Annotated in this window: 20 protein-coding genes and 1 pseudogene; 14 read left to right on the forward strand and 7 right to left on the reverse strand. The window is 62.7% G+C overall.

Annotated features, from left to right (window positions below; all coding sequences use genetic code 11):
- Positions 1–22 precede the first annotated feature (22 nt).
- Complete coding sequence (locus NL528_RS16200) at positions 23–802, reverse strand: enoyl-CoA hydratase-related protein (RefSeq protein ID WP_309183677.1); 780 nt, start codon at positions 800–802, stop codon at positions 23–25.
- A 222-nt stretch (positions 803–1,024) separates the two neighbouring features.
- Here NL528_RS16200 and NL528_RS16205 point away from each other — a divergent pair, with 222 nt between their 5' ends.
- Positions 1,025–2,299, forward strand: coding sequence for an acyl-CoA dehydrogenase family protein (locus NL528_RS16205; protein ID WP_309183678.1), 1,275 nt, complete (start codon positions 1,025–1,027; stop codon positions 2,297–2,299).
- Positions 2,300–2,507: 208 nt separating this feature from the next.
- On the forward strand, positions 2,508–3,548 hold the full coding sequence (locus NL528_RS16210) for an IS110 family transposase (protein ID WP_309180493.1): 1,041 nt from the start codon (positions 2,508–2,510) through the stop codon (positions 3,546–3,548).
- Positions 3,549–3,874: 326 nt separating this feature from the next.
- Here the strand turns inward: NL528_RS16210 and NL528_RS16215 are convergent, their stop codons facing one another.
- Positions 3,875–5,455 (reverse strand): fatty acid--CoA ligase, encoded by a 1,581-nt coding sequence (locus NL528_RS16215; RefSeq protein ID WP_309183679.1) that lies wholly within the window; start codon positions 5,453–5,455, stop codon positions 3,875–3,877.
- Positions 5,456–5,679: 224 nt separating this feature from the next.
- On the reverse strand, positions 5,680–6,552 hold the full coding sequence (locus NL528_RS16220; RefSeq protein WP_309183680.1) for an SDR family oxidoreductase: 873 nt from the start codon (positions 6,550–6,552) through the stop codon (positions 5,680–5,682).
- 108 nt (positions 6,553–6,660) lie between these two features.
- Between NL528_RS16220 and NL528_RS16225 the strand changes: the two genes are divergently transcribed.
- The 3 genes and pseudogenes from NL528_RS16225 (at position 6,661) to ppc (ending at position 12,168) form a co-directional block, all read left to right on the forward strand.
- Positions 6,661–7,476, forward strand: coding sequence for a crotonase/enoyl-CoA hydratase family protein (locus tag NL528_RS16225; RefSeq protein ID WP_309183681.1), 816 nt, complete (start codon positions 6,661–6,663; stop codon positions 7,474–7,476).
- 129 nt (positions 7,477–7,605) lie between these two features.
- Positions 7,606–9,146 (forward strand): annotated as a pseudogene (locus NL528_RS16230) (acyl-CoA synthetase).
- A 223-nt stretch (positions 9,147–9,369) separates the two neighbouring features.
- Positions 9,370–12,168 (forward strand): phosphoenolpyruvate carboxylase, encoded by a 2,799-nt coding sequence (gene ppc, locus NL528_RS16235; RefSeq protein WP_309183682.1) that lies wholly within the window; start codon positions 9,370–9,372, stop codon positions 12,166–12,168.
- A gap of 225 nt (positions 12,169–12,393) precedes the next feature.
- On the opposite strand, the gene NL528_RS16240 is transcribed toward ppc, so the two are convergent.
- The 4 genes from NL528_RS16240 to NL528_RS16255 all read right to left on the reverse strand — a co-directional run bounded on the left by NL528_RS16240 (position 12,394) and on the right by NL528_RS16255 (position 16,366).
- Positions 12,394–13,545: an SMP-30/gluconolactonase/LRE family protein gene (locus NL528_RS16240; RefSeq protein WP_309183683.1), complete on the reverse strand. Its 1,152-nt coding sequence runs from the start codon at positions 13,543–13,545 to the stop codon at positions 12,394–12,396.
- Positions 13,546–13,784: 239 nt separating this feature from the next.
- Positions 13,785–14,699, reverse strand: coding sequence for an SDR family oxidoreductase (locus NL528_RS16245; RefSeq protein ID WP_074280730.1), 915 nt, complete (start codon positions 14,697–14,699; stop codon positions 13,785–13,787).
- 108 nt (positions 14,700–14,807) lie between these two features.
- Positions 14,808–15,947 (reverse strand): thiolase, encoded by a 1,140-nt coding sequence (locus NL528_RS16250; protein WP_309183684.1) that lies wholly within the window; start codon positions 15,945–15,947, stop codon positions 14,808–14,810.
- Positions 15,948–15,952: 5 nt separating this feature from the next.
- Entirely contained in the window at positions 15,953–16,366 is a 414-nt protein-coding gene (locus NL528_RS16255) for a Zn-ribbon domain-containing OB-fold protein (RefSeq protein ID WP_309183685.1), read from the reverse strand.
- Between the two features lie 206 nt (positions 16,367–16,572).
- On the opposite strand from NL528_RS16255, the gene NL528_RS16260 reads away from it, so the two are divergent.
- The 9 genes from NL528_RS16260 to NL528_RS16300 are packed head-to-tail and all read left to right on the forward strand — an operon-like array spanning position 16,573 to position 24,852.
- The gene (locus NL528_RS16260; RefSeq protein ID WP_309183686.1) at positions 16,573–17,820 is read left to right on the forward strand and encodes an ABC transporter substrate-binding protein; all 1,248 of its coding nucleotides are present in this window, start codon (positions 16,573–16,575) and stop codon (positions 17,818–17,820) included.
- Between the two features lie 43 nt (positions 17,821–17,863).
- A complete protein-coding gene (locus NL528_RS16265) occupies positions 17,864–18,790 on the forward strand; it encodes a branched-chain amino acid ABC transporter permease (protein WP_309183687.1) in 927 nt (308 codons plus the stop codon).
- Entirely contained in the window at positions 18,783–19,703 is a 921-nt protein-coding gene (locus NL528_RS16270; RefSeq protein ID WP_309183688.1) for a branched-chain amino acid ABC transporter permease, read from the forward strand. The genes NL528_RS16265 and NL528_RS16270 overlap by 8 nt, the downstream gene beginning before the upstream one ends.
- Entirely contained in the window at positions 19,693–20,424 is a 732-nt protein-coding gene (locus NL528_RS16275; RefSeq protein ID WP_309183691.1) for an ABC transporter ATP-binding protein, read from the forward strand. The genes NL528_RS16270 and NL528_RS16275 overlap by 11 nt, the downstream gene beginning before the upstream one ends.
- On the forward strand, positions 20,414–21,133 hold the full coding sequence (locus tag NL528_RS16280) for an ABC transporter ATP-binding protein (protein ID WP_309183692.1): 720 nt from the start codon (positions 20,414–20,416) through the stop codon (positions 21,131–21,133). The genes NL528_RS16275 and NL528_RS16280 overlap by 11 nt, the downstream gene beginning before the upstream one ends.
- The gene (locus NL528_RS16285; RefSeq protein ID WP_309183693.1) at positions 21,133–22,473 is read left to right on the forward strand and encodes an acyclic terpene utilization AtuA family protein; all 1,341 of its coding nucleotides are present in this window, start codon (positions 21,133–21,135) and stop codon (positions 22,471–22,473) included. The genes NL528_RS16280 and NL528_RS16285 overlap by 1 nt, the downstream gene beginning before the upstream one ends.
- Position 22,474: 1 nt before the next feature.
- Entirely contained in the window at positions 22,475–22,795 is a 321-nt protein-coding gene (locus tag NL528_RS16290; protein ID WP_309183694.1) for a hypothetical protein, read from the forward strand.
- A 25-nt stretch (positions 22,796–22,820) separates the two neighbouring features.
- A complete protein-coding gene (locus NL528_RS16295; protein ID WP_309183695.1) occupies positions 22,821–24,173 on the forward strand; it encodes an amidase in 1,353 nt (450 codons plus the stop codon).
- Positions 24,166–24,852 (forward strand): DUF2848 domain-containing protein, encoded by a 687-nt coding sequence (locus NL528_RS16300; RefSeq protein WP_309183696.1) that lies wholly within the window; start codon positions 24,166–24,168, stop codon positions 24,850–24,852. The genes NL528_RS16295 and NL528_RS16300 overlap by 8 nt, the downstream gene beginning before the upstream one ends.
- Positions 24,853–24,916 lie beyond the last annotated feature (64 nt).

A 24,916-nucleotide genomic window follows, 5' to 3' on the forward strand; every position in this document is an offset into this window, starting at 1 on the left:
TCGCTCGCAATGACGGCGGAGATTACTTCCCCACCCACTTCGGCGCGCGCTTTTCCGAAAATGCCTTTGGTCCCTCGATATAATCCTGCGACGCCGCCATCGCCTTTACGGCCGGGTATTCGCGCTGCTCTGATATCGCCTGCTCCAGCGAGACCTCGAGGCCCTTCTGGATCGCCTGCTTGGAGGCGCGGATCGACATCGGCGAATTTTTGCAGATCGTCTCCGCCCAGCGTTCGGCCGCGGCCAGCGCTTCACCCTGCGGCACCACCTCGTTGACGAAGCCGAGCTCTTGCCCTTCCTTGGCCGAGACGTGGCGCGCGGTCAGGATCATGCCCATGGCGCGCTTGAGGCCAATCTGCCGCGGCAGCCGGTGCACGCCGCCGGCCAACGCTGCAAGGCCGACGCGCGGCTCGGGCAAGGCGAACGTCGCATTCTCGGCGGCGATGATGAGGTCGCAGGCCAGCGCGATCTCGAACCCGCCGCCCATCGCAACGCCGTTGACGGCGGCGATGATCGGCTTGTCGCAGTCGAAGCGCGAGGTCAGGCCGGCAAAACCGCCCTTGTCCCAGCCGCGTTTGCCGCCGGCGGCCTGCCACTTCAGATCGTTGCCGGCGCAGAACGCCTTGTCGCCGGCGCCGGTGACGATCGCGACCCATTGCTCGGGGTCCGCGGAGAAATCGTCGAACACCTTGTTGAGTTCGAAATGCGCGTCGATATGCAGCGCATTGTACACTTCCGGCCGCGACAGCGTCACGATCGTGATCGGCCCCTTGCGCGTCACCTTTGAGAATTTCAGATCCATGTTTGCTCCCATTTCGATTTTCTGTGGCGAAGAATATTGGCCGGATATTAGCGGCGTGGCCGCTGCCCGATACCATCCAATTACGCAAGGCGCCCGCGCGTGCCAAGCCTTATCCGGTTGCTTGACTTGGACAGCATCTTCTCACCTTAATCGATCGATCAAAAAGGCCCGTAGCGCCTTAACGCAAAACGACAATAAGCGACATTTTCGGGAGAGACTGCCTTGGATTTCAACCTGCCGGCTGACCTCGTTGCCTATCTCGACGAACTCGATCGTTTCATCGCGCGCGAAATCAAGCCGCTGGAAGAGGCCGACGACAACATCCGCTTCTTCGACCATCGCCGCGAATGGGCGCGCACCGATTTCGACAAGGGCGGCCTGCCGCGGCATGAATGGGAAGCGCTGCTGCGCAAGGCGAAAAATCTCGCCGACGCCGCCGGCCATTTGCGCTTTGCGATCCCGAAACGTTACGGCGGCAAGGACGGTTCCAATCTCTGGATGGCCGTGATCCGCGAACATTTCGCGGCCAAGGGTCTCGGGCTGCACAACGATCTGCAGAACGAGCATTCGATCGTCGGCAACCTCCCGATCGTGACCATGCTGGATCGCTACGGCCGCGACGACCAGAAAGCGATGATCGACGGTTCCATCACCGGAAAGTACCGCATCACCTTTGGCCTGACCGAGCCCGAGCACGGGTCGGACGCGACGCATATGGAAACCCGGGCGGTGCCGGCGACCCGCGACAACGTCAAGGGCTGGATCATCAACGGCCAGAAGATGTGGACCACCGGTATGCACGTCGCCACGCATTGCGCGCTGTTCGCGCGCACCAGCGGCAATGACGGCGATGCGCGCGGCATCACCTGCCTGCTGGTGCCGGCCAAAGCCGAGGGCGTGAAGGTCGAGGAATATATGTGGACCTTCAATATGCCGACCGATCATCCGCGGGTCAGCTTTACGGATGTGTTCGTGCCTGACGACGCGCTGTTCGGCGAAGTCGGCCGCGGCCTCTCATTGGCGCAATGCTTCGTGCATGAGAACCGGATCCGCCAGGCGGCAAGCTCGCTGGGCGCTGCGGTCTACTGCATCAACGAGAGCGTCAAATACGCGCGCGAACGCAAACCGTTCGGCAAGGCGCTTTCCGAGAACCAGGCGATCCAGTGGCCGCTGGTGGAACTCGCCACGCAAGCCGAGATGCTCAGGCTATTGATCCGCAAGACCGCCTGGGAGATGGACCAACTCACCCAGGCCCAGGTCGAGCACACGCTGTCCGACAAGGTCTCGATGTGCAATTTCTGGGCCAACCGTCTCTGCTGCGAGGCCGCCGACCGCGCCATGCAGGTGCACGGCGGCATGGGCTATTCGCGCCACAAGCCGTTCGAACACATCTACCGCCACCACCGCCGCTACCGCATCACCGAAGGCAGCGAGGAAATCCAGAAGCGGAAGGTGGCGGGATTTTTGTTCGGCTATATGGGGGCGGGGAAGCATTGAGGGAGACGAGCGCACGTTCTCTCAACCCGTCGTCCCCGCGAAAGCGGGGACCCATAACCACAGGACGCGGTGTGAGGCACACTGATCAAACAAGGCAACTAACACTTCCCATTCAACAAACCGCACGGCGTGATGGTGTGGACGGCCCCCTACGGCATCGATTGTGCCAGAATGAGGTTGTTTCAAATCTCAGACAAGGGAGCCGTCCGTGGACCAGATTATCCGCATTGGAATGGATACGTCGAAGCATTTTTTTCAGCTGCACGGGGTGGATGCCGCCGAGCGGCCGGTGTTGCGCAGGAAGCTGCGACGCAACGAGGTGTTGGCGTTTTTTGCCAAGCTGCCGCCAACCGTGATCGGGATCGAGGCCTGCGGCGCGGGGCACTACTGGGCGCGGGAGTTGCGCAAGCTCGGCCACGAGGTGAAGCTGATGGCGCCGCAGCACGTGAAGGCCTACATCAAGCGCAACAAGAATGACGGACGCGACGCCGAGGGGCTGTGCGAGGCGATGAGCCGGCCGACGATGCAGTTCGTATCGGTGAAGACCGAGGAGCAGCAGGCGGCGCTGATGCTGATAGGGGTCCGCCAGCAACTGATCGCCAGGCGCACCCAGCTTGGCAACGCGATCCGCGGCTATGCGACGGAGTTCGGTCTGATCACCGCCAAGGGTCTCGACAAGCTCGAGCCGCTATTGGCGCGGATCGCTCAGGAAGAGAGATTGCCAGAGCTGGCGCGCGAGATGTTTGCGGCGCACGGCAGGGAGTATGCGCGACTGCAGGCCGAACTGAAGGCGATCGAGGCCAGATTGATGGCTTGGTACCGCGCCAATGCCGACAGCCGACGTCTGGCAAAGATTCCGGGGATCGGGCCGATTGGCGCCACCGCGCTGGTCATGAAGGCGCCGGATCCTCGCCTGTTCCCTTCCGGCCGGCACTTTGCGGCCTGGATCGGGCTGACCCCGAAAGACCATTCCACCGCCGGCAAGACCCGGATCGGCAAGATCACCCGCGCCGGAGATGAGATGCTGCGTAGCGTGCTGGTGGCGGGAGCAACCGCCGTGATCCAGCAAGCCAGAAAAAGCCGCGGCCGTGCGTCGCCCTGGCTCCTTGCGCTGCTGGCGCGCAAGTCGCCAAAGCTCGCAGCGGTGGCGCTCGCCAACAAGATTGCCCGCATCGCCTGGAAGCTGTTGGTGACGGGCGAGAGTTACGACGGCGCGCGGATGCCTGACGCATCCGCACTCGCCGCTTAAGAGATCAGTCGGGCGGCGGGTTCGCCGCACCGGCTGAGCCGGAGCTGCAAGAGGAGACAGATGGTAGGATCGATCGATCCGAGGTGCGAGACAATCCGTGGGACCCATTGGCCCGTAAAGGTCGCTGGCGTGTTTGGAACTCGCGTCGCGGAAAACCATCTTGGCCAGCGGCCACCAACCGCATCAACAGGCCGGACATATGGATGCAAGCGATCCGATCAAACCGTCAAAAAGCTCTTGCGGCACGGGGGCCGTCCACATATGGGTCCTGGCCTTCGCAGGGACGACGCTGAGGGTGTGTCGTCGTGTTCGCCGGGACGACGGAGCTAATTCACCTGCCGGTCTTTCCCCGCCCAATAGGGATCGCGCAGATGGCGCCGCAAGATCTTGCCCGACGCATTGCGCGGCAACGCCTCGATGAAGTCGACCGTCTTCGGCGTCTTGAAGCCGGCAATGCGCTCGCGGGTAAAATTGATGATGTCGGTCGACGTCGCCTGCTTGCCCGGCTTCATCACCACGATCGCCTTGACGGCCTCGCCCCATTTGTCGTCGGGGACGCCGACCACCGCGACTTCGGCGACATCGGGATGATCGCAGATCGCGCTCTCGACTTCGGCGGGATAGATGTTCTCGCCGCCGGAGATGATCATGTCCTTGATGCGGTCATGGATATAGAGGTAGCCGTCGCTGTCCATGTAGCCGGCGTCGCCGGTGCGCAGCCAGCCGTCGCTGTCGAGCGTTTTAGCGGTGGCCTCCGGCAGGTTCCAGTAGCCGACCATGTTGGAGCCGGAGCGGGTGGCGATCTCGCCGACTTCGCCCGGCGGCAGGCGCTTGCCGTCGGCGTCGAGGATCGCAAGTTCAATGCCGGGCAGGGCCTTGCCGGCCGAGCGCATCCGGTCCAGTCCCTCGATATGGTCTTCCGGCGGCAGTGCCACGATGGTGCCGGTCGTCTCCGTCATGCCGTACATCTGCACAAAGCCGCATTTGAAGACCTCGATGCATTCCTTCAGCAGCGCCGCCGGAATCGGCGAGGCGCCGTAGAGCATGTATTTCAGCCGCGAGAAATCGACCTGACGGGCGCGGGGCTGCCGCACCACGAACTGCATCGCGGCCGGCACCATGAACAATTTGGTGATCCCGGACTGCTCGAAGAAGTCCAGCACCTTGGTCGCATCGAACTCGCGCGCGATCACGCCTCTCGCGCCGTGATAGAGGCTCATCACGCCCCAGCCGGAGCCGCCGATATGGAAGATCGGCATCGCCACCAGCGAGACGTCGTCGGTCGTCCATTTGTTCCACTCGGGCTTTTCGGCCTCGTTGCCGGTCTGAACCAAATTGAGGAAATTGGCGTGCGACAGCATCGCGCCTTTTGGCTTGCCTGTTGTGCCGGAAGTGTAGAGCTGGATCGCGATGTCTTTCGAACTGATGGGCACTTTTGGGTCGTCGCCGCTCTGGGCGTCGCGCCAGGCCGTAAAATCCTGCCATTCCGCCGCGCCGCCTTCGGTCGTGATCACGGTGCGCACATCAGCCAATTGCGCCTTGATGTTGCCGACCTGGGTGATGAATTCGGGCCCGACGAACAGCACCGGCGCCTTGCAGTCGGCGACGATGAAGGCGACCTCGGGGCCGGCGAGGCGCCAGTTCACCGGCGCCATCACCACGTTGGCTTTTATCGCGCCGAGCAGCAGCTCGAAATAGATGTCGCTGTTCTTGCCGAGATAAGCGATGCGCTCGCCGGGCCTGACGCCCATCGCGATCAACGCGTTAGCAACGCGGTTGGTCTTGACGTCGAACTCGGCGAAACTGGTCTCGCGTCCCTCGAATTCGTAGGCTACCGCATCGCCGCGGCTCCTGGCGCGGTCGCGCACCATGTCGGCAAGGTTCGTCAGTTGCTGGGCAGCGGACATGTTTCTCCCGAGGGTCTTTTGTTGTTTTACCTTCGGGATGATATTGGCTCGGAGCACGCAACGCAATCGTTCGTCATTGCCTGCGACAAACGCGAAGCGTTTGCGCAAGGGAGCGCAGCGACGAAGCAATCCATGCTTCCTTCGCGGTGCGATGGATTGCTTCGCGGAGCCTGTCATCGGGCGCGCATTCGCGCGACCCGTTGGCTCGCAATGACGTGGAGAGACTATCCCCGTGCCGCGCGGTCCTTTTCGTTCTGCGCCTTGATCGAGTCGCGGGCCTTGGTCCAGTCGTCGTCGCTCCAGTCGCGCAGCTGATAGAAATTGCCGCCCATGGCGAGCGCCTGGGCGCCGTCCATGGCGATGGTCTCGCCGTTGATCCAGTCGCAGCCGCCGGAGATCAGGAACACGGCAAGGTTCTGCAATTCCTCCATGGTGCCGACCCGGCCCATCGGGTTCTGCGCCCTGGTGCGCGCGCCGGCTTCGTCGCCGGGCTTGATGCGCTTGCTCATGCCCTCGGTCGGAATTTCGCCGGGCGCGATGGTGTTGAGACGGATGCCGTATTTGCCCCATTCGACCGCCAGCGACATCGTCATGGCGTGGATCGCCGATTTGCTCATCGCCGACGGCACCACATAAGGCGAGCCGTTGCGCACCCAGGTCACGGTGATCGACACCACATTGCCGGGCTGCTTGTCGGCGATCCAGCGCCGGCCCACCGCATGCGTCACATAGAAGGTGCCGTGCATCACGATGTTGGCGACCGCGTCGAAGCCGCGCGGGGAGAGTTCTTCCGAGCGCGAGATGAAATTGCCGGCGGCGTTGTTGATGAGGTCCGTGAGCGGCCCGCCGGTCCAGATCGACTGGATCATTTCGTCGACCGCGAGCGAATTGCGGATATCGACGCCGTGGCTCACCACACGTCCGCCGTGCAAATCCATCAATTCGGTTGCGGTCTCGTCGCAGACGCTCTTGCGGCGGCCGCAGATATGGACCTCGGCGCCGAGGCTGAGGAATTTCGAAGCCATGGATTTGCCGAGGCCGGTTCCGCCTCCGGTCACGAGGATGCGCCGCCCGGCGAGAAGTTGATCGTTGAACATCGTTTCCACCCAAAGGAATTGTTGTTAATTGGTCGATTGACTAAAAGCGGACAACGGCCTTTCTGTAAAGCGGCAAACAAAGAATAACAGCAGCGGAGGAACATTCTCATGGAGCAACGCGTCTCGATATCGATTTCGGACGGTGTCGCCGATGTCCGGCTGGTGCGGGCGGACAAGATGAACGCGCTCGATGCCGCGATGTTCGACGCACTGGTGGCCGCGACCGGACGGCTTGCCCATGAGAAAGGGGTTCGAGCGGTAGTATTGTCCGGCGAGGGACGGGCGTTCTGTGCCGGCCTCGATATGGGACGCTTCGCCGCCATGAAGGATCAAGGCGGTAACGGGATAGCCGGCGGCGAGAAGCGCGACCTGACGGAGCGCACCCATGGGCAAGCCAATTTTCCGCAGCAGGCAGTGTGGGGCTGGCGGCAGCTCCCGGTACCGGTGATTGCCGCGATCCACGGCGTGGCGTTCGGCGGCGGCTTTCAGCTCGCGCTCGGCGCCGACATGCGGTTCCTCACGCCGGACGCGCGGATGTCGATCATGGAGATCAAATGGGGGCTGGTGCCGGACATGGCGGGCACACCGATCCTGGCCAGCCTCGTGCGCGACGATATTTTGCGGGAGCTGACCTATACGGGACGGATTTTTTCGGCCCAGGAAGCCCTGAGCTACGGGCTCGCAACCCGGATCTGCGACAACCCGCGCGCTGCCGCCTTCGAGCTTGCGCGCGAGATCGCGGGCAAGAGTCCGGACGCGATCCGCGCCGCCAAGCGCATGCTGAACAATCTGTCGGTCGATCCCGGCCCGGCGCTGCTCGCGGAGTCAGTGGAGCAGCAGAAGCTGCTGGGCAGTCCGAACCAGACCGAGGCGGTCCGCGCCAACATGGAAAAGCGCGCGCCGCGGTTTGCGGAGGCTGGATAAACAACCTTCGTCATTCCGGGATGGTCCGAAGGACCAGACCCGGAATCTCGAGATTCCGGGTTCGATGCTTCGCATCGCCCCGGAACGACGGCATGGCATCCTAACCCGACGAGAGATCGGAAAACGACAATGTCCTCCCAACCCTTCCTCGGCATCATCAGCGGCCAGCGCAGGCGCGATCACGCCGAGGTCGCCGATCGCGCCGACCGCATCGCCTCCGGACTGCAGAAGCTCGGCGTCAGCCAGGGCGACAGCGTCTGCATGCTGATGCGCAACGATATCGCCTTCATGGAGGCCGCCTATGCCGCGATGCGGCTCGGCGCCTATGGCGTGCCGATCAACTGGCACTTCAAGCCGGAAGAGATCAACTACGTACTGAAGGATTCCGGCTCGACGGTCCTGATCGCGCATGCCGACATGCTGCATCAATTGCGCGATGCGATTCCGTCCGGTGTCACCGTGCTCAGCGTTCCGACGCCGCCGGAGATTTTGGCCAACTACAAGATCAATCCCGATCATCTCGCGACGCCCGATTTCGCGATCGATTTTGAGCAATGGCTGAACGTTCAGCCGCGTTATGACGGGCCGGCGGTGCCGCAGCCGCAGAACATGATCTACACCTCGGGCACGACGGGCCATCCCAAGGGCGTGCGCCGCTTTGCGCCGACGCCGGAGCAGACCGCGAACGCCGAAGCCATGCGCGGCATGATCTATGGCCTCAAGCCGGGCGCGCGGGCGATCCTGCCGGGGCCGCTCTATCATTCGGCGCCGAACTCGTTCGGCCTGCGCGCCGGGCGTCTCGGCGGCGCGCTGGTGCTGATGCCGCGCTTCGACGCGGAAGAATTTTTGGCGCTGATCGAGCGCGAGCGGATCGACACCATCTTCATGGTGCCGACCATGTTCATCCGGCTGATGAAGCTGCCGGAAGCGGTCCGCCGCAAATACGACATGTCATCGCTGCGCCACATCATCCATGCCGCGGCACCGTGTCCGGCCGACGTCAAGCGCGCGATGATCGAGTGGTGGGGGCCGGTGATCTATGAATTCTACGGCTCGACCGAATCGGGCGCGGTCACCTTTGCCAATTCCGAGGACGCGCTGAGGAAGCCCGGCACCGTCGGCAAGATATCGCCCGGCGCGGAACTGCGTTTCATCGGCGACGACGGCAAGGAGTTGCCGCAGGCCAGATCGGCGAAATCTATTCGCGGATATCCGGCAATCCGGATTTCACCTATCACAACAAGCCGGGAAAGCGCGCCGAGATCGAGCGCGAGGGTTTTATCACCTCGGGCGACGTCGGCTACATCGACGAAGACGGCTATGTCTTCATCTGCGACCGCAAGCGCGACATGGTGATCTCGGGCGGCGTCAATATCTACCCGGCCGAAATCGAGGCGGCGCTGCACGCGGTGCCCGGCGTGCACGATTGCGCGGTGTTCGGCATTCCCGACGAGGAATTCGGCGAGGCGCTGATGGCGGTCGTAGAACCGCAGCCTGGGGTAACGCTGGACGTCGCCTCGGTCCGCGCCCAGCTCCGGACGTCGCTGGCCGATTACAAGGTGCCGAAACACGTCGAAATCCAGGCCAGTTTGCCGCGCGAGGATTCCGGCAAGATCTTCAAGCGCCGGCTGCGCGACCCGTATTGGGAGCGGGCGGGGAGAAGGATTTGATCTGTCGTTCCTGCGAAAGCAGGAACCCATACGCCGTGTCCTCTCGTTTGGCGCTCTGGGGAGAGACCTTTTTGAGCCCGGCGTCCTGTGGTTATGGGTCCCCGCTTTCGCGGGGACGACGAGGGAGGAAGGTCAAGTGTGCGCCGCCTCCATCTTTATCTTGCACTGCGGCAAAAAAGTTGCAGACTGCTAACTTGCCGGGCAGCCTCTGGAGTAGCCAGCCATGTCACCCCAGACCATGCCTTCCGAGACCGAAGTCCGTCCCAATCGCATGGAGGATGCGCAGGCACTGGAGGCCGACGCGCGGCTTCGCGAGGACATTCGGCTGCTCGGACGCATCCTCGGCGACACCGTGCGCGATCAGGAGGGCGCCGACGTGTTCGACCTGGTCGAGCGCATCCGGCAGACCTCGATCCGGTTCCACCGCGATGACGACAAGCCGGCGCGCCGCGAGCTCGAGCTTATTCTCGACAGCATGTCGATCAGCCAAACCGTGCGCATCGTGCGCGCCTTCAGCTATTTTTCGCATCTCGCCAATATCGCCGAAGACCAGAACAACATAAGGCAGATGCGGGCCCGCTCATCCGCCGCTGGGACGCCGAGGCCAGGAACGCTGGCGCTGACACTGTCGCATGCGCGCGCCGCCGGCTTTAGCGGGGCTGACTTGCGCAAATTCTTCGCCGAAGCGCTGGTCAGTCCGGTTCTGACCGCGCATCCGACTGAAGTGCGCCGCAAGAGCACGATCGACCGCGAGATGGAGATCGCGGCACTGCTGGACCGGCGCGAACGGGTCCAGTTGACGCCTGAAGAAGCCGAGGCGAGCGACGAGCAGCTGCGCCGCGCGGTGCTGACATTGTGGAAGACCAACCTGTTGCGCCGCACCAAGCTGACCGTGCTCGACGAGGTCGCCAACGGGCTTTCTTTCTACGATTACACTTTCCTGCACGAAGTGCCCCGGCTGCATTGCACGCTGGAGGACCGGTTGAACGAGGGCGACAGCGTGGCGCAGGGCGAAGTGGGGTCCTTCCTGAGAATGGGCAGCTGGATCGGCGGCGACCGCGACGGCAATCCGTTCGTGACGGCGGAAGTGATGCGCGGAACGCTGCGCCTGCAGAGCAGCCGTGTGCTGCGCTTCTATCTCGAAGAGCTGCATTTGCTCGGCGCCGAGCTGTCGCTCGCGGCGCATCTTGCCGATGTCTCCAAGGATCTGCGGGCGCTGGCCGAACGCTCGCCCGACACTTCGCCGCATCGAAGCGGCGAGCCGTACCGGCTGGCGGTGTCCGGCATTTACGCGCGGCTCACCGCTACCGCTGCGAAGCTGGACGTGGAAACCACCCGGCCGCCGGTCGGTGCCGCCGCGCCCTATGCCGATGTGGGGGAGTTCAAGGCCGATCTCGATACGCTCTATCGCTCGCTGATATCGAACAATTCGCGCGTGATCGCGCGCGGACGGCTGCGGCACTTGCGCCAGGCGGTGGATTGCTTCGGTTTCCATCTGGCCTGTCTCGATATCAGGCAGAATTCGGCCGTGCACGAGCGCACGGTTGCCGAGCTGATCGATGCGGCGATGCCTGGCATGTCGTATCTGGCGCTGAACGAAGAGGCGCGGATTGCGCTGTTGTCGGGCGAACTGCGCAATGCACGGCCGCTGACGTCGGCCTTCGTCAAGTACAGCGAAGAAACGATCGGCGAACTCGCGGTCTTCCATGCGGCGGCCGAAGCCCACGCCAAATTCGGCGCCGACGCGATTCCTCAATGCATCATCTCCATGTGCAAGGGGATGTCCGACATGCTGGAGGTCGCGCTGCTGCTGAAGGAGGCCGGCCTGGTCGACCCCTCGGGCCGCAGCGCGATCAATATCGTGCCGCTGTTCGAGACCATCGAGGATCTGCAGGCGTCGAGCGGCATCATGGACCGGATGCTGTCGCTGCATGATTACCGCAAGCTGGTGGACAGCCGCGGCGGCGTGCAGGAAGTGATGCTCGGCTATTCCGACAGCAACAAGGATGGCGGCTTCGTTACCTCGGGCTGGGAACTCTACAAGGCCGAGATCGGCCTGATCGAGGTGTTCGAGCGCCATCACGTGCGGTTGAGGCTGTTCCACGGCCGCGGCGGCTCGGTCGGCCGCGGCGGCGGGCCGAGCTATGAGGCCATCATCGCGCAGCCGGGCGGCGCGGTAAATGGCCAGATTCGGATCACCGAACAGGGCGAAATCATCTCCAGCAAATATTCCAACGCCGAAGTCGGCCGCAACAATCTGGAGATTCTCGCCGCGGCGACGCTGGAAGCGAGCCTGCTGCAGCCAAAGCACAGCGCGCCGCGTGAGGAATATCTCAAGGCGATGGAGCAATTGTCGGCGCTGGCCTTCAAGGCCTATCGCGGGCTGGTCTATGAAACCGAAGGATTTGCCGATTACTTCTGGTCTTCCACCGTCATCACCGAAATCGCCACGCTGAACATCGGCAGCCGCCCGGCCTCGCGCAAGAAAACCCGCGAGATCGAGGACCTCCGCGCCATTCCCTGGGTGTTCAGCTGGGCCCAATGCCGGCTGATGCTGCCGGGCTGGTATGGTTTTGGCAGCGCGGTGGAGACCTGGATCAAGGAGCATCCCGACAAGGGCATGCCGTTCCTGCAGGAACTCTATCGCGAATGGCCGTTCTTCCGCACCCTGCTATCGAACATGGACATGGTGCTGGCGAAAAGCTCGATCGCGATCGCCTCGCGCTATGCCGAGCTGGTGCCGGACGAGGCGCTGCGGGAAAAGATTTTCGGGCGCATCCGGCAGGAATGGCAAACCTCGATCGACATACTGTTGAACATCATGGAGCAGGAGCGGCTGCTGCAGGGCAACCCGCTGCTGGAGCGCTCGATCCGCAACCGCTTTCCCTATCTCGATCCGCTCAACCACGTGCAGGTCGAGCTGCTGAAGGAGCATCGCGCGCAGAATCCCGACGAAGCGGTGCTGCGCGGCATCCAGATCACCATCAACGGGATCTCGGCGGGGTTGCGCAATAGCGGGTAGGCAAGAGGTGAAAATCTCACCCCGTCATTGCGAGCGAAGCGAAGCAATCCATCTTGCAGCGTAAAGAAAGAATGGATTGCTTCGTCGCTTTGCTCCTCGCAATGACGGTGCTAGCCCCTCAACAATTATGCGCGCCCTGGGTCTCCACATAGACCGCGTAGAGCGACTGGCTCGCGGTCATGAACAGGCGGTTTCGCTACTCGCCACTCCCTATTCGCCAACCGATCATGGCTTCATTGCGCCCTGTACACTCGTGTACACGGCATAGAGTGACGTCGAGCCGCAGATGTAAAGTCGATTTCGTTGCTGGCCGCCGAAGCACAGGTTGGCGACAGTTTCCGGGATGTGGATCTTGCCGAGCAGTTCGCCGCCAGCGGTGTAGCAGCGCACGCCGTCCTCCTTGGGGTCGCCCCAACCTACGGAGCACCAAACGCGCCCCTCGGTGTCGCAACGGACGCCGTCGGTAATGCTGGGCTTGGGCATTTCGGCAAAGACTTTGCTGTTCGATGCCTTTCCTGCCCCAACATCCAGGTTGAACGCGCGGATATGCGACGGATTGTCCGGCCCGTCCGTGAAGCCGGTGTCGATGACATAGAGCGTCTTCTCGTCGGGCGACAATGCGATACCGTTAGGCTCCACGAAGTCATCGACGACAACCTTGATATCACCGGATTTAGGATCGACCCGGTAAACGTTGTGCTTCTCCTGCTCAGGCTCGGCTTTGATGCCCTCATAGAAGCCGCCGATGCCGTAGACCGGATCGGTGAACCAGATTGCACCATCGGAAGTGACAACCGCGTCGTTCGGCGAGTTCAGCTTCTTGCCGTTGTACTTGTCGGCGATGACTGTGATGGAGCCGTCGAGTTCGGTCCGGGTGACCCGTCGGCCGCTATGTTCGCAAGTGATCAGGCGTCCTTCCCGATCAATAGTATTGCCGTTCGAGTTCATCGACGGCTGGCGGTATACGCTCAGGTGACCGTCGTCCTCCGAAAACCGCATGATGCGGTTGTTGGGAATGTCGCTGAACAGCACGTAGCGTCCAGCCGGGAAGTAGACCGGGCCCTCGGCCCAGCGCATCCCCGTTGCGACGCGCTCAACCGCCATGGTGCCGGCGAAGGCCGGGAAGTCGGTGGGCCCGAACGAAAGCTTGGGATTGGCGGACTCCAGATGGGAATCTGGATAGCGGCTTCCCGGGAGCGGGCCCAAGGGCAGCGGTTCCGTTGACAGCGTTGGAGCGCCGGTTTGGCCGAGAGGCGCCACCGTTGCCGCAGAGGCCGCTTTCATCGTCGCGGCCGTTGCGGCGAGCGCCGCCGCGCCTCTGATCAGGTTGCGGCGGTTGAGAGATTGGTTATCGGGAAAGGTCAGTGGTGCAGTCATGGTTTCCTCCCGTTTTTTTGTTGGGAGGGGAACCATCTGCCCGCAATCCGGCATAAAGCGGGCGAAGTCTTGGAAAACAACCTGAGATGGCGGGATGACGCGCACGCTCAACTCTCGTCATTCCGGGATGCGCCGCTTGGGCGCAGGCCCGGAATCCATACTCACGATGGCGGTTATGGATTCTCTGATGTGCAATTGCACATCATAGCTCTCCGCTTCGCGTCGCCCCGGAATGACGGCTAAATCGCGTCCCAGTTAAAGATGTCCGCCGAGCGGTCGAGCTTGTAGAACGACGACTTCAGCGCGGGCATCGCATGTTCGGCGACGGTTTGCGGTGTCCAGCCTTCGCCCCGATGCACCGAGCGCAGCGGGCGCGACTGGCCCATCAGGAAGATCTCGTTCATGCGCACGGCGAAGATCTGTCCGGTGACGTCCTTGGCGGCGTCGCTGAGCAGGTAGGCGCAGACCGGCGCGATCTTCTCCGGTCCCATCTGCTGGATTTTTGCGACGCGCGCCTTCTCTTCCTCGGTCTCGGTCGGGATGGTTCCGATCAGTCGGCTCCAGGCGAACGGCGAAACGCAGTTCGAGCGCACGTTGAAGCGGTTCATGTCGAGCGCGATCGATTTCGACAGGCCGACGATGCCGAGTTTGGCGGCGGCATAATTGGCCTGGCCGAAATTGCCGACGAGGCCCGAGGTCGAGGTGAAGTGCACGAACGAGCCGCTTTCCTGCTCACGGAACAGCCGTGCCGCGGCATGCGCGACATAGAATGAGCCCATCAAATGCACCTTAATGACGGATTCGAAGGCTTCCACGCTCATGCGATGGAAGATCATGTCGCGCAAAATGCCGGCATTGTTGACGACGCCATCGAGCTTGCCGAAATGATCGGTCGCCATCTTGACGATCTTGCTGGCCGGAATCGCTTCCGCGACTGTCTCGAAATTCGCGATCGCCGTGCCGCCGCGCTTCTTGATTTCCTCGACCACTTCTTCGGCCGGTGCTGCGCTGGTTCCCGAGCCGTCGGCGGCGACGCCGGGATCGTTGACCACGACCTTGGCGCCTTCGGCCGCGCAGAGCAGCGCGATTTCCTTGCCGATACCGCGGCCGGCGCCGGTGACGATGATGACTTTGTCCTGCAGTGATTTGGCCATTGATGGTTCTCCCGCTGTTTTCGTCATTCCGGGGCGTGCGAAGCACGAACCCGGAATCTCGAGATTCCGGGTTTGGTGCTACGCACCATCCCGGAATGACGAAGGTGATTACTTCTCGTTCGTAAAAATGATCGTGCCTGACGCGGCGAACATGCCGCCGACGCCGTGGCAGACCGATATCTTGGCGCCCTGCACCTGCGCCGGCGCGATGCCGCGCATTTGCCGCACGCTTTCCTGCAGCGCGTACATGCCGTACATGCCCGAATGCATGTAGCTCAGGCCGCCGCCATTGGTGTTGAGCGGCAATTTGCCGCCGGGGCGGGTGTTGCCGTCGGCGATGAATTTTCCGGTCTCTTCATGCGGCATGAAGCCGAGATCGCCGAGGCCATACAGCGGCAGATGCGCAAAGGCGTCGTAGATCATGAGGTGATCGACGTCCTTGTGAGCAATGCCCGCTTCCTTGAAGGCGAGGGGGCCCGCGGTCCTGAAGGCGCGTGAACTGTCAAACGTCTTCATCTGGCTGACCATCGGCGTTTCCACGCTCTCGCCGGTGCCTGATATGTAGACCGGCTTCCGCGGAAAGTCCTTGGCGCGATCGGCCGAAGTCAGGATTAGCGCGCCGCCGCCGTCGGTGACGAGGCAGCATTGCAGGATGCGGAACGGGTAGGCGATCATCCGCGAGTTCAGGACGTCCGCAACCGTGATCGGGTCCTTCATGGTGGCGCGCGGATTCTTCGCGGCCCATTCGCGCTGCACCACCGCGACCGAGGCGATCTGCTCGTGGGTGATGCCGTGGGTCTTCATGTAGCGCAGCACCGGAATCGGGAACATGCTGGGCGGGCCGTAGACGCCGAACGGCTGTTCGAACTGGCCGTTGAGGCTGTCCGCAGGCGTCGAGCGCGGCTGCTTGCCGATCATCGACTTGCCGCTTTCGGCATGCGTGATCAGCACGGTCTTGCACATACCGGCCTCGATCGCCGCCGCAGCGTGCCGGACATGCAGCATGAACGAGCAGCCGCCGACCGAGGTGCCGTCTACCCAGGTCGGCGTGATGCCGAGGTAATGCGCGATCTGCTGCGGGGTTTCCACCGCGGTGGCGATGCCGTCGATGTCGGACAATTTCAGTCCGGCATCGGCGATGGCGTTGAGCGCCGCATCGGCGTGCAACTGGATCTGCGACATGTTCGGGATGACGCCGAGCTCGGTGGTTTCGGCAGCGCCGACGACGGCGACCTGGTTTCTGCGCATGGTGCTTAGCCCTTCGCCGGACGGAACAGGGGAAGGGTGATCTTGTCGTCGAGTTTTTCGAACGCGACTTCAAGCTTCATGTCGAGCTCGAGTGCCTCCGGCGTCTGCGGACAATCGATGATGTTGCTCATCATGCGCGGACCTTCGTCGAGTTCGACGATCGCGATCGCGTAAGGCGGCGTGAAGCCGGGCGCGGCGGGCCGGTGGTTGATGACGTAGCTGTAAAGTGTGCCCTTGCCGCTGGCCTTGAACACGCTGACCTTGCGCGAGGCGCAGGACGGGCAGAACGGGCGGGGCGGGAAATACACATTGGCGCAGGCGTCGCAGCGCTGCAGGCGCAACTCACCGGCCTGCGTGCCGTCCCAGAAATGCTGGGTTTCCGGTGTCGGCTTTGGTTTAGCGCGCGCTGGCTCCGCCATGTCGGCAATTCCTCCCTGGATCGGCCCGTTTGGCCCGTTTGTTCCAATCTTGATGCGACATTGGACGGCTCGGCGTCAACGGTCCAGCGCATACTCCCGCATGCCGCGTCCCGGTAGGCGCATAGGGGATGAAGCGGGAATGCTTGTATCTCTCCAAGCCGGCGCGGTAGAAGGGCGGCCAGATCGAAGAAAATCCGGAGGATTCCATGTTCAAGTTGACGGGCACAGTGCTGGCCGCAGGATTGGCATTTGGCGCACAAGCCTTTGCCGCTGATGCGCCGGCCGAGATCAAGATCGGCACGCTCTATGCCTCGTCGGGGCGCTATGCGTCGATCTCGATGCCGGTTTTCAGCGCTCTCAAGCTCTGGGTCGATCAGAAGAATGCCGACGGCGGCACCTATGTGAAGGCCTTCGACAAGAAAATCCCGATCAAGCTCGTCGCCTATGACGACCAGAGCAATACCGCGACTGCTTCCACGCTCTATAATCAGCTCATCACGCAGGACAAGGTGGACCTTCTGGTCGCGGATTCTGGTTCGGTGCTGACGGCGCCGGCGGTGGCGATCGCGCGCGACCGCAAGATGTTCCTGTTCGACCAGACCGGCACCGGCGCCAGTTTTTTTTCCAAGGACAATCCCTACATCGCGCTGATGGCCGATCCGGTTTCGACCGTATGGCCAAAGCCGGTGGCGGACTTCGTTTCGCATGACGGCCCGGGCCTCGGCATCAAGAAGGTCGCGATCCTCTATTCCACCAACGAATTCACCGGCACGCAGGCCAACGCATTCCGCAAATTCGTCAAGGACTCCGGCGCGCCGATCGAGATCGTCTACGATCAGGGCATCCCGACGGAAACCACGAACTACACCGTGATCATCAACAATATCAACAACACCAATCCGGACGCGGTGATTCACTTCGGTTACGCGCCGAACGATATCGCGTTCCTGCGCAATGTTCAGGATGTCGGTGTCAAGTTCAAGATGCTGTTCTGCATCTATGCCGGTCTTGAGACCGAGCTTCTGGAGAAGAACGTTGGCGAGAAGGGCCTTGAGCACGTCTTTACCTACGTGCCGCCTTCAGAACTCGAATACCCCGTCGAGTTCGGGATGAGCATGAAGGATTACCGGGCCGCGTGGGACAAGAAATATCCTGACGGCAAGATCGAGTTCGGTTTTAATGCGGTTGCCGGATACACCACGGGTCTCGTGATCGAGAAGACGCTGTCGGTTGCGAGCAGCCTCGATCAACTTGAACTGCGGCGTGCGGTGTTCAGCCTGTCGGGCAATCTCAAGACGCTGGACGGCACCTTCGCACTGGATGAAATGGGCGGCCAGATCGGCGAACTGACGCCGCTCGGCCAGCTCGAGTTGAACGAGCACGAACACATCAAGTTCATCTCGATCTATCCGCACGAAACCGCCACCGGCAAGCCGGTCTATCCGCGTCCATGACGCGGATTGCAATCCCGAACCGGACGACCGGAGCGACGCGCTGATGCTGGTCTATGCGCTCGTCGCCGGCGTTCTGTTCGGGCTGTATTTCAGCCTGGTCGGCATCGGCCTCAATCTGGTGTTCGGCGTCATGCGCATCGTCAATCTTGCGCATGGCGACTTCCTGATGCTCGGCGCGTTCGTCGCGTTCGGCGTCGTGACGCTGGCCGGCATCGATCCGCTGTTTGCGGTGCCGCTGGCGTTTGTGATCTTCCTGCTCGTCGGCCTGCTGCTCTATTGGGTGCTGGTGCCGCGGCTGCAGGGATCGGTCAATCCCGAAATGCTGTCGATTATCCTGTTCTTCGGGCTGTCGCAGGTGATCGAGGCCGTCACGACGATCTTCTTCGGCACCAGCGAGCGCTCGATCCAGAGCCGTTTGCTCGGCACGGTATTTCAGACCATCAAGGTCAAGCTGTTCGGCGGCAAACCGGATGGTTCCGGCCCGATCCAGATTTTTGGCCAGGGATTTCCGGCGCCCTGGGTGATCGCGGCAGTGACCAGCCTGATCGCGATCGCGCTGGTTTATGTCTATTTGTACCGGACACGCCTAGGCACGCTGACCCGCGCGGTGATGTCGCGTCGCGATGAAGCGCTGGCCACCGGCATCGACGTTGACCGTGTTTCGGCGGCGGCCTTCGGCATTGGCCTCGGGCTCGCCTCGCTGGCGGGCGTGTTCGCGCCTTTCATGTTTGGTTCGGTGACGCCGGCTTTCGGCGCGGATGCTACCGTCACTTCATTCGCGATCGTGGTGCTGGGATCACTCGGCAACCCGCTGGGCACCGCGCTTGGCGGCGTCGTCTATGGTGTCTGCTACATGCTGGTGCAGACCTATCTCAGTTCCTGGGCGGATCTTCTGCCCTATGTGCTGCTGATTTTCATCCTGCTGTTGCGTCCGAGCGGTCTGCTCGGAAGGCGGGTGCGCGTTGCCTAGCATCCTCAGACATCTGCTGTTCATTGTCGTGCCGCTGATCGCTGTGTTTGCGGTGCTTCCCGGTGTCTATCAAAACCATCTGCTGCTGTTCAACTTCGTCATTTTCCTGACCTTGGCGCAGGGCGTGAACATCATCTACGGCTTCACCGGCTATCTGCCGTTCGGCTATGTCGGATTCTTCGGCGCCGGCGCTTACGGTTTTGCGATCATGGTGATGCACTATCAATCGCCGGCCGTGATCGCGGTGCTGGTCGGGGGGCTGGTCGGCGTCGCGCTGGGACTGTTGCTGACGCCGCTGTTGCGGCTTTCGGGCGCGTATTTTGCGATCGCCAATCTGGCCGCGTCGCTGGCCGTGCTTCACTTCGTTGCCAATCCGGCGCTCGAAAATATCACACGCGGGCCGTACGGTGTTTCGCTGACGGGCACATTCAATCCCGATGACGCTTACACCGCCGCACTTGTCGTGTTGACGCTGACGCTTGCTGCGGTCGTGTACCTGAAGAACTCGAGCTTCGGTCTGGCGTTGCAGGCGGTGCGTGAAGATGCCGTCAGCGCGTCGATGGCAGGCGTCAGCGTCGTCAACATGCGCGTGATCGCGTGGCTGGCTTCGGCGCTAGTCGCGGGTCTCGCCGGCGGCGTCTATGCCTGGTATGTGTCGGTGTTCTATCCCGACAATGTCTTCAGCGGCGATTTCAGCATCTTTGCGATCGTGTTCGCGCTGTTCGGCGGCGTCGCCACGATCACCGGGCCGATCGTCGGCGTCATCATTCTCTATGGCGTCTACAATCTGATCGGCTTCACCACGCCGCAATATTTCCAGCTAATCTATGGGCTGTTGATCATGGGGCTGGTGTTGTTTTTGCCGGCCGGCCTGGTTTCGCTGGCGACGCGGAGGGGATGGCATGTCCCCTGACAACGCGCCGATCCTCGAGGTAACCACGCTCGTCAAACGCTTCGGCGGCTTTCACGCGCTCGACGGGCTGAGCTTCCACGTCACGTCTGGCGAGATCCTGGGGTTGGTCGGGCCGAACGGCTCGGGCAAGACCACGGCGATCAACGTGATTTCTGGTCTCTATGCGCCTGACGGAGGCGAGGTGGCGCTCGATGGTCATTCGATCGGTGGCGTTGCATCCCACAAACTGGTTCATCGTGGCATCAACCGCACCTTCCAGATTCCGAAACCGTTTCTGTCGCTGACGGTGCGCCAGAATATCGAGGTCGCACTCGCCTATGGCCGTGCCGGGGTGGCGCCGCCGGCGATGGCGGCGCTACTGGAAGAGTACCGGTTGACTGAAGTCGCCGACCGTCCTGCCGCCGACCTCAACAGCGCGCAGCAGAAGATGCTGGACCTGGTCCGGGCGCTGGCCACCGGTCCGCGGCTTTTGCTGCTCGATGAGCTTGCTGCCGGCCTCAATCCGGCGGAACTCGACTGGATTGCCGAAAAGATCAAGGCACTGGCCAGCACGGGCATGGCGATCATCGTGGTCGAGCATCTGATGGGATTTATCGAACACATCACCGATCGCGTCATCGTCCTCAATGCGGGCAAGGAGATTTTCGAAGGCACGCTCGCGGTTGCCGTCAAGGTGCCGCAGGTGATCGAAGTATTCCTGGGAGGCGAGCATGCCGCCTGAGACGATTTCACTTCTGGAAGCGTCCGGCGTCGATGCGGGCTACGGCACCATGCAGGTGCTGTGGGGCGTCGATCTCGACGTCCGCGCCGGCGAAACCGTGCTGCTGCTCGGCGCCAACGGGGCGGGCAAGACCACCTTCCTCAAATCGCTGGTTGGATTGATCGAGGCGCGGCACGGCAGCATCAAGCTCGGCGGCGAGGATGTGACGCGGACGCGCTCCAGCGATCGCATGAAGCGCGGCATGACCTACATGTCCGAGCTTGCGGTGTTCCCCGATCTGTCGATCGAGGAAAACATCCGCGTCGGCGCGCAGGCGCTCGGCCATGCCGATCCCGGTGCGCGCGTCGAGGAACTCTATGGTCTTTTTCCCGTGCTCCGCGACAAGCGGCGTGCCGCCGCATCCAGTCTTTCCGGCGGCCAGCGCAAGATGCTCGGGATTGCCAAGGCGCTTGCCGCCGAGCCGAAGCTTTTGGTGATGGACGAGCCGTCGGCCGGACTGTCACCCCTTTTCGTCAAGGAAGTCATTCGTATCCTCAGCGAACTGCGTGGGCGCGGGCTGGCACTTCTGATCGCCGAACAGAATATCGGATTTCTCGAAGTCGCCACCCGCGTGTTCGTGCTCGAAGGTGGCCGTATCAAGTTTTCCGGGACGGTTGCGGAAATGACCGACAATGAAGCGCTGCGGCGCGCCTATTTCGGATTGAAATGATGCGAACGATCCGGATCGGCTCAGGGGCGGGCTATTCGGGCGATCGCATCGAGCCCGCGGTCGAACTCGCCGAAAATGGCGACATCCAGTACCTCGTATTCGAGTGTCTCGGCGAGCGCACCGTCGCGCTGGCGCAACAGGCGCGGATGAAAAATCCGGAAGGCGGCTATGACCCGCTGCTGGAAGAACGGATGCGCGCGGTGCTGGCGGTTTGCGCCGCCAAGGGTATCAAGATTGTCACCAATATGGGCGCGGCCAATCCGGAGGCCGCGGCGAAAAAGACCGCGGAGATCGCCAGATCGCTAGGGCTTTCGTCGCTGAAGATCGCGGCCATCGTCGGCGACGATGTGCTCGAGGCCTGCAAGGACGGCGATTTGCCGATCATGGAATTTGAGAGCACGATCAAACAGCTCGGCAACCGCCTCTTGTCGGCTAATGCCTATCTCGGTGCCGCGCCGATGGCGGAAGCGTTGAGCGCCGGCGCCGATATCGTCATCACCGGGCGCGCGTCCGATCCGGCGCTGTTTCTGGCGCCGATGATTGACGCCTTCGGCTGGGCGATGGACGACTGGAATCTGTTGGGGCAGGGCACCGTCGCCGGGCATTTGCTGGAATGCGCGGGCCAAATCACCGGCGGCTATTTCGCCGATCCCGGCTACAAGGATGTGCCCGATCTGGCGCGGCTCGGCTTTCCCATCGGTGAAGTCGGCGAGGATGGCTCGCTTGTCATCACCAAGGTCAAGGGTTCGGGAGGCGCGGTGACGGCGCAAACCTGCAAGGAGCAGTTGCTTTACGAGGTGCATGATCCCGCCAAATACGTCCAGCCCGACGTGGTCGCGGATTTTTCGCATGTGAGGGTCGAGGAGATCGGCCCGGATCGCGTCCGCGTCAGCGGCGGTCGTGGAACGAAGCGCACCGATACACTGAAGGTCTCGGTCGGCTATGTCGACAGCTATATCGGCGAGGGCCAGATTTCCTACGCCGGCCCCGGCGCGCTCGCGCGCGGGCGGCTGGCACTGGAGATCGTCCGCGAACGGCTGAAGCTGATCGGCGTCGCGTCCAGCGAATTGCGGTTTGAACTGGTGGGCGTCGACGCGCTACACGGTGCAGAAATCTCCGCGCACGCCAATGAACCCTATGAGGTTCGCGTTCGCGTCACCGGGCGCACCGAAAACCTCCGCGAGGCCGTCAGGATCGGCAACGAGGTCGAGACGCTCTACACCAATGGCCCGGCCGCCGGCGGCGGCGCATGGAAGTCGGCGCGCGATGTGGTCGCGGTGGCATCGGTGCTGCTGCCGCGCGAGGTGGCGAAGCCGCAAGTCCGCTTCGTGGGAGCGTGAGATGAAGCTGCGCGAGATCGCCCATTCCCGCACCGGCGACAAGGGCAACACTTCCAATATCTCCGTGATCGCCTATGACGCGAGGCACTATCCGCTGCTGCTGGCGCAGGTCACCAGCGCGCGGGTGAAGGCGCATTTTACCGGCGTGGTCGAAGGCGAGGTGGTTCGCTATGAACTGCCCAATCTGTCCGCGCTGAATTTCGTGATGGCCAGCGCGCTCGGCGGCGGCGTGACGCGTTCGCTGGCGCTCGACGCCCACGGCAAATCGCTGAGTTCGGCGCTGCTTGATCTCGACATTGAGCCCGGTTCGGACGACAAGTAGCGCTCAAAGAAGCGAAGAGAACACCATGCCGAACCATCCGACACTTGCCTCCCTCGCCACCGACCTCGACAGCGGGGCGACCTCCGCCCGCAAGCTGGTTGAGGAATGTCTCGCCAAAATCGCCGATCCCAAAGGCGAAGGCGCGCGTGCGTTCATCCATGTCGACAAGGACGCTGCGCTCGAGGCGGCGGACGCGATGGACCGGCTGCGCAAGGCGCAGGCGGCGCCGTCGCCCTATGCCGGCATTCCGGTCTCGATCAAGGACCTGTTCGACATCAAGGGGCAGGTGACCCGCGCCGGTTCCCGTGCGCTGGAGGAGGATTGTTGTCCGGCAGACGCCGATGCGCCGGTCGTGGCGCGGCTGCGCCGTGCCGGTTTCATCGTGATCGGCCGCACCAACATGACCGAGTTCGCCTATTCCGGCATCGGCATCAATCCGCATTACGGCACGCCGAGAAGTGTTTGGAACCGCAGCGTCGGCCATGTGCCGGGCGGCTCATCGTCGGGCGCGGCGGTCTCGATCGCCGATGGTATGGCGCATGGCGGGCTCGGCACCGATACCGGCGGCTCGTGCCGGATTCCGGCGGCCTTCAACGGCATCGTCGGCTTCAAGCCGACGCAGCGCCGCATACCGCTCGACGGCGGCGTACCGTTGTCGTTCTCGCTCGACAGTTTTGGGCCGCTGGCGCGGACGGTCGGATGCTGTGCGGTGCTGGATGCCGTGCTCGCCGACGAGCCCGAGCAGCCCTTGCAGCCGCATCCCGTCAAGGGCATGCGGCTGGCGGTACCAACCACGGTTGCGCTCGACGATCTCGACGAAGCGGTGGCGAAGACTTTTGAGCGCGCGCTGGAGACGCTGTCGCGTCAGGGAGCGCTGATCGAGCGGATCGAGGTGCCGGAATTCCTCGACGTCGGCGTGATGAATTCCAAGGGCGGTTTTGCTGCCGCGGAAAGCTTTGCCTGGCATCGCTATCTGATCGTGAGCAAGGGCGATTTCTACGATCCCCGCGTTTACGTGCGCATCCTGCGCGGCGAAGGCATCAGCGCGGCCGACTATATCGATCTCATCAACGCGCGAAAATCCTTCATCGCGCGGACCGAAGCGCGCATCGCGCCCTATGACGCGCTGGTGTTGCCGACCACGGCCAACACGCCGCCAAAAATCGCCGATCTCGCCGACGACAAGGCGTTTGCTGCAGAAAATTCGCGCGCGCTGCGCAATTGCACGTTGATCAACATGCTCGATGGCTGCGCGATCTCGCTGCCGGCGCATCGCGAAGGCGAGGTGCCGGTCGGCCTGATGCTTGCATCGTCGGGCGGATCGGACCGCCGTATCTTCGAACTCGCGGCCGGAATGGAGGATCTCATCCGTGTTTGATCTTACTTTTACCGTCGACGACAACGGCGCGGCCACCTACCTCACGCTGCCGATCGATCGCGCCGTGATCGCCGGCTGGACCGGGCGCGATCCGGTGGCGCGCGACAAGCACATTGCCGAGCTGGAAGCGATCGGCATCGCGCGGCCGGCTTCGACACCGATCTATTATCGCGTCTCGGCGCGGCGGCTGACCATGGCCGACGCGATCGAGGTCTGCGGCGAGAACTCCAGCGGCGAGGTCGAGTTCGTGCTCATCGGCTGGCAGGGCCGCATCTTTGTCGGCTGCGGCTCCGACCACACCGACCGCAAGGTCGAGGCCTATAGCGTCACGGTGTCAAAACAGATGTGCGACAAGCCGATCGCCTCCGAACTGTGGGAACTGGAGGACGTGATCGGCCACTGGGACCAGATGATCCTGCGCTCCTATGCCTTCATCGACAGCGCAAAGGTGCTGTACCAGGAAGGGACGCTCGACGGCATGCTTCCCGTAAAAGACCTGATCGCAGGCGGCTTCGGCGGCAAAGGATTGCCCGACGGCTGCGCGATGTTCGGCGGCACCTTTGCCGCCAAGGGCGGCATCCGCCCCGCGAGCCGGTTCGAGTTCGAACTGGAGGATCCCGTGCTGAAGCGGACCATCCGCCATGGCTATGACGTGATCACGCTGCCGATGCTGGGTTAGCAGGCAGCATGGGTTGAGCTTGCGAAACCCCTCATGTCCCCAACCGCAAACGATGGGTATGCCG

It is taken from the genome of Bradyrhizobium sp. Ash2021 (genome assembly GCF_031202265.1).
GTDB lineage: Bacteria > Pseudomonadota > Alphaproteobacteria > Rhizobiales > Xanthobacteraceae > Bradyrhizobium.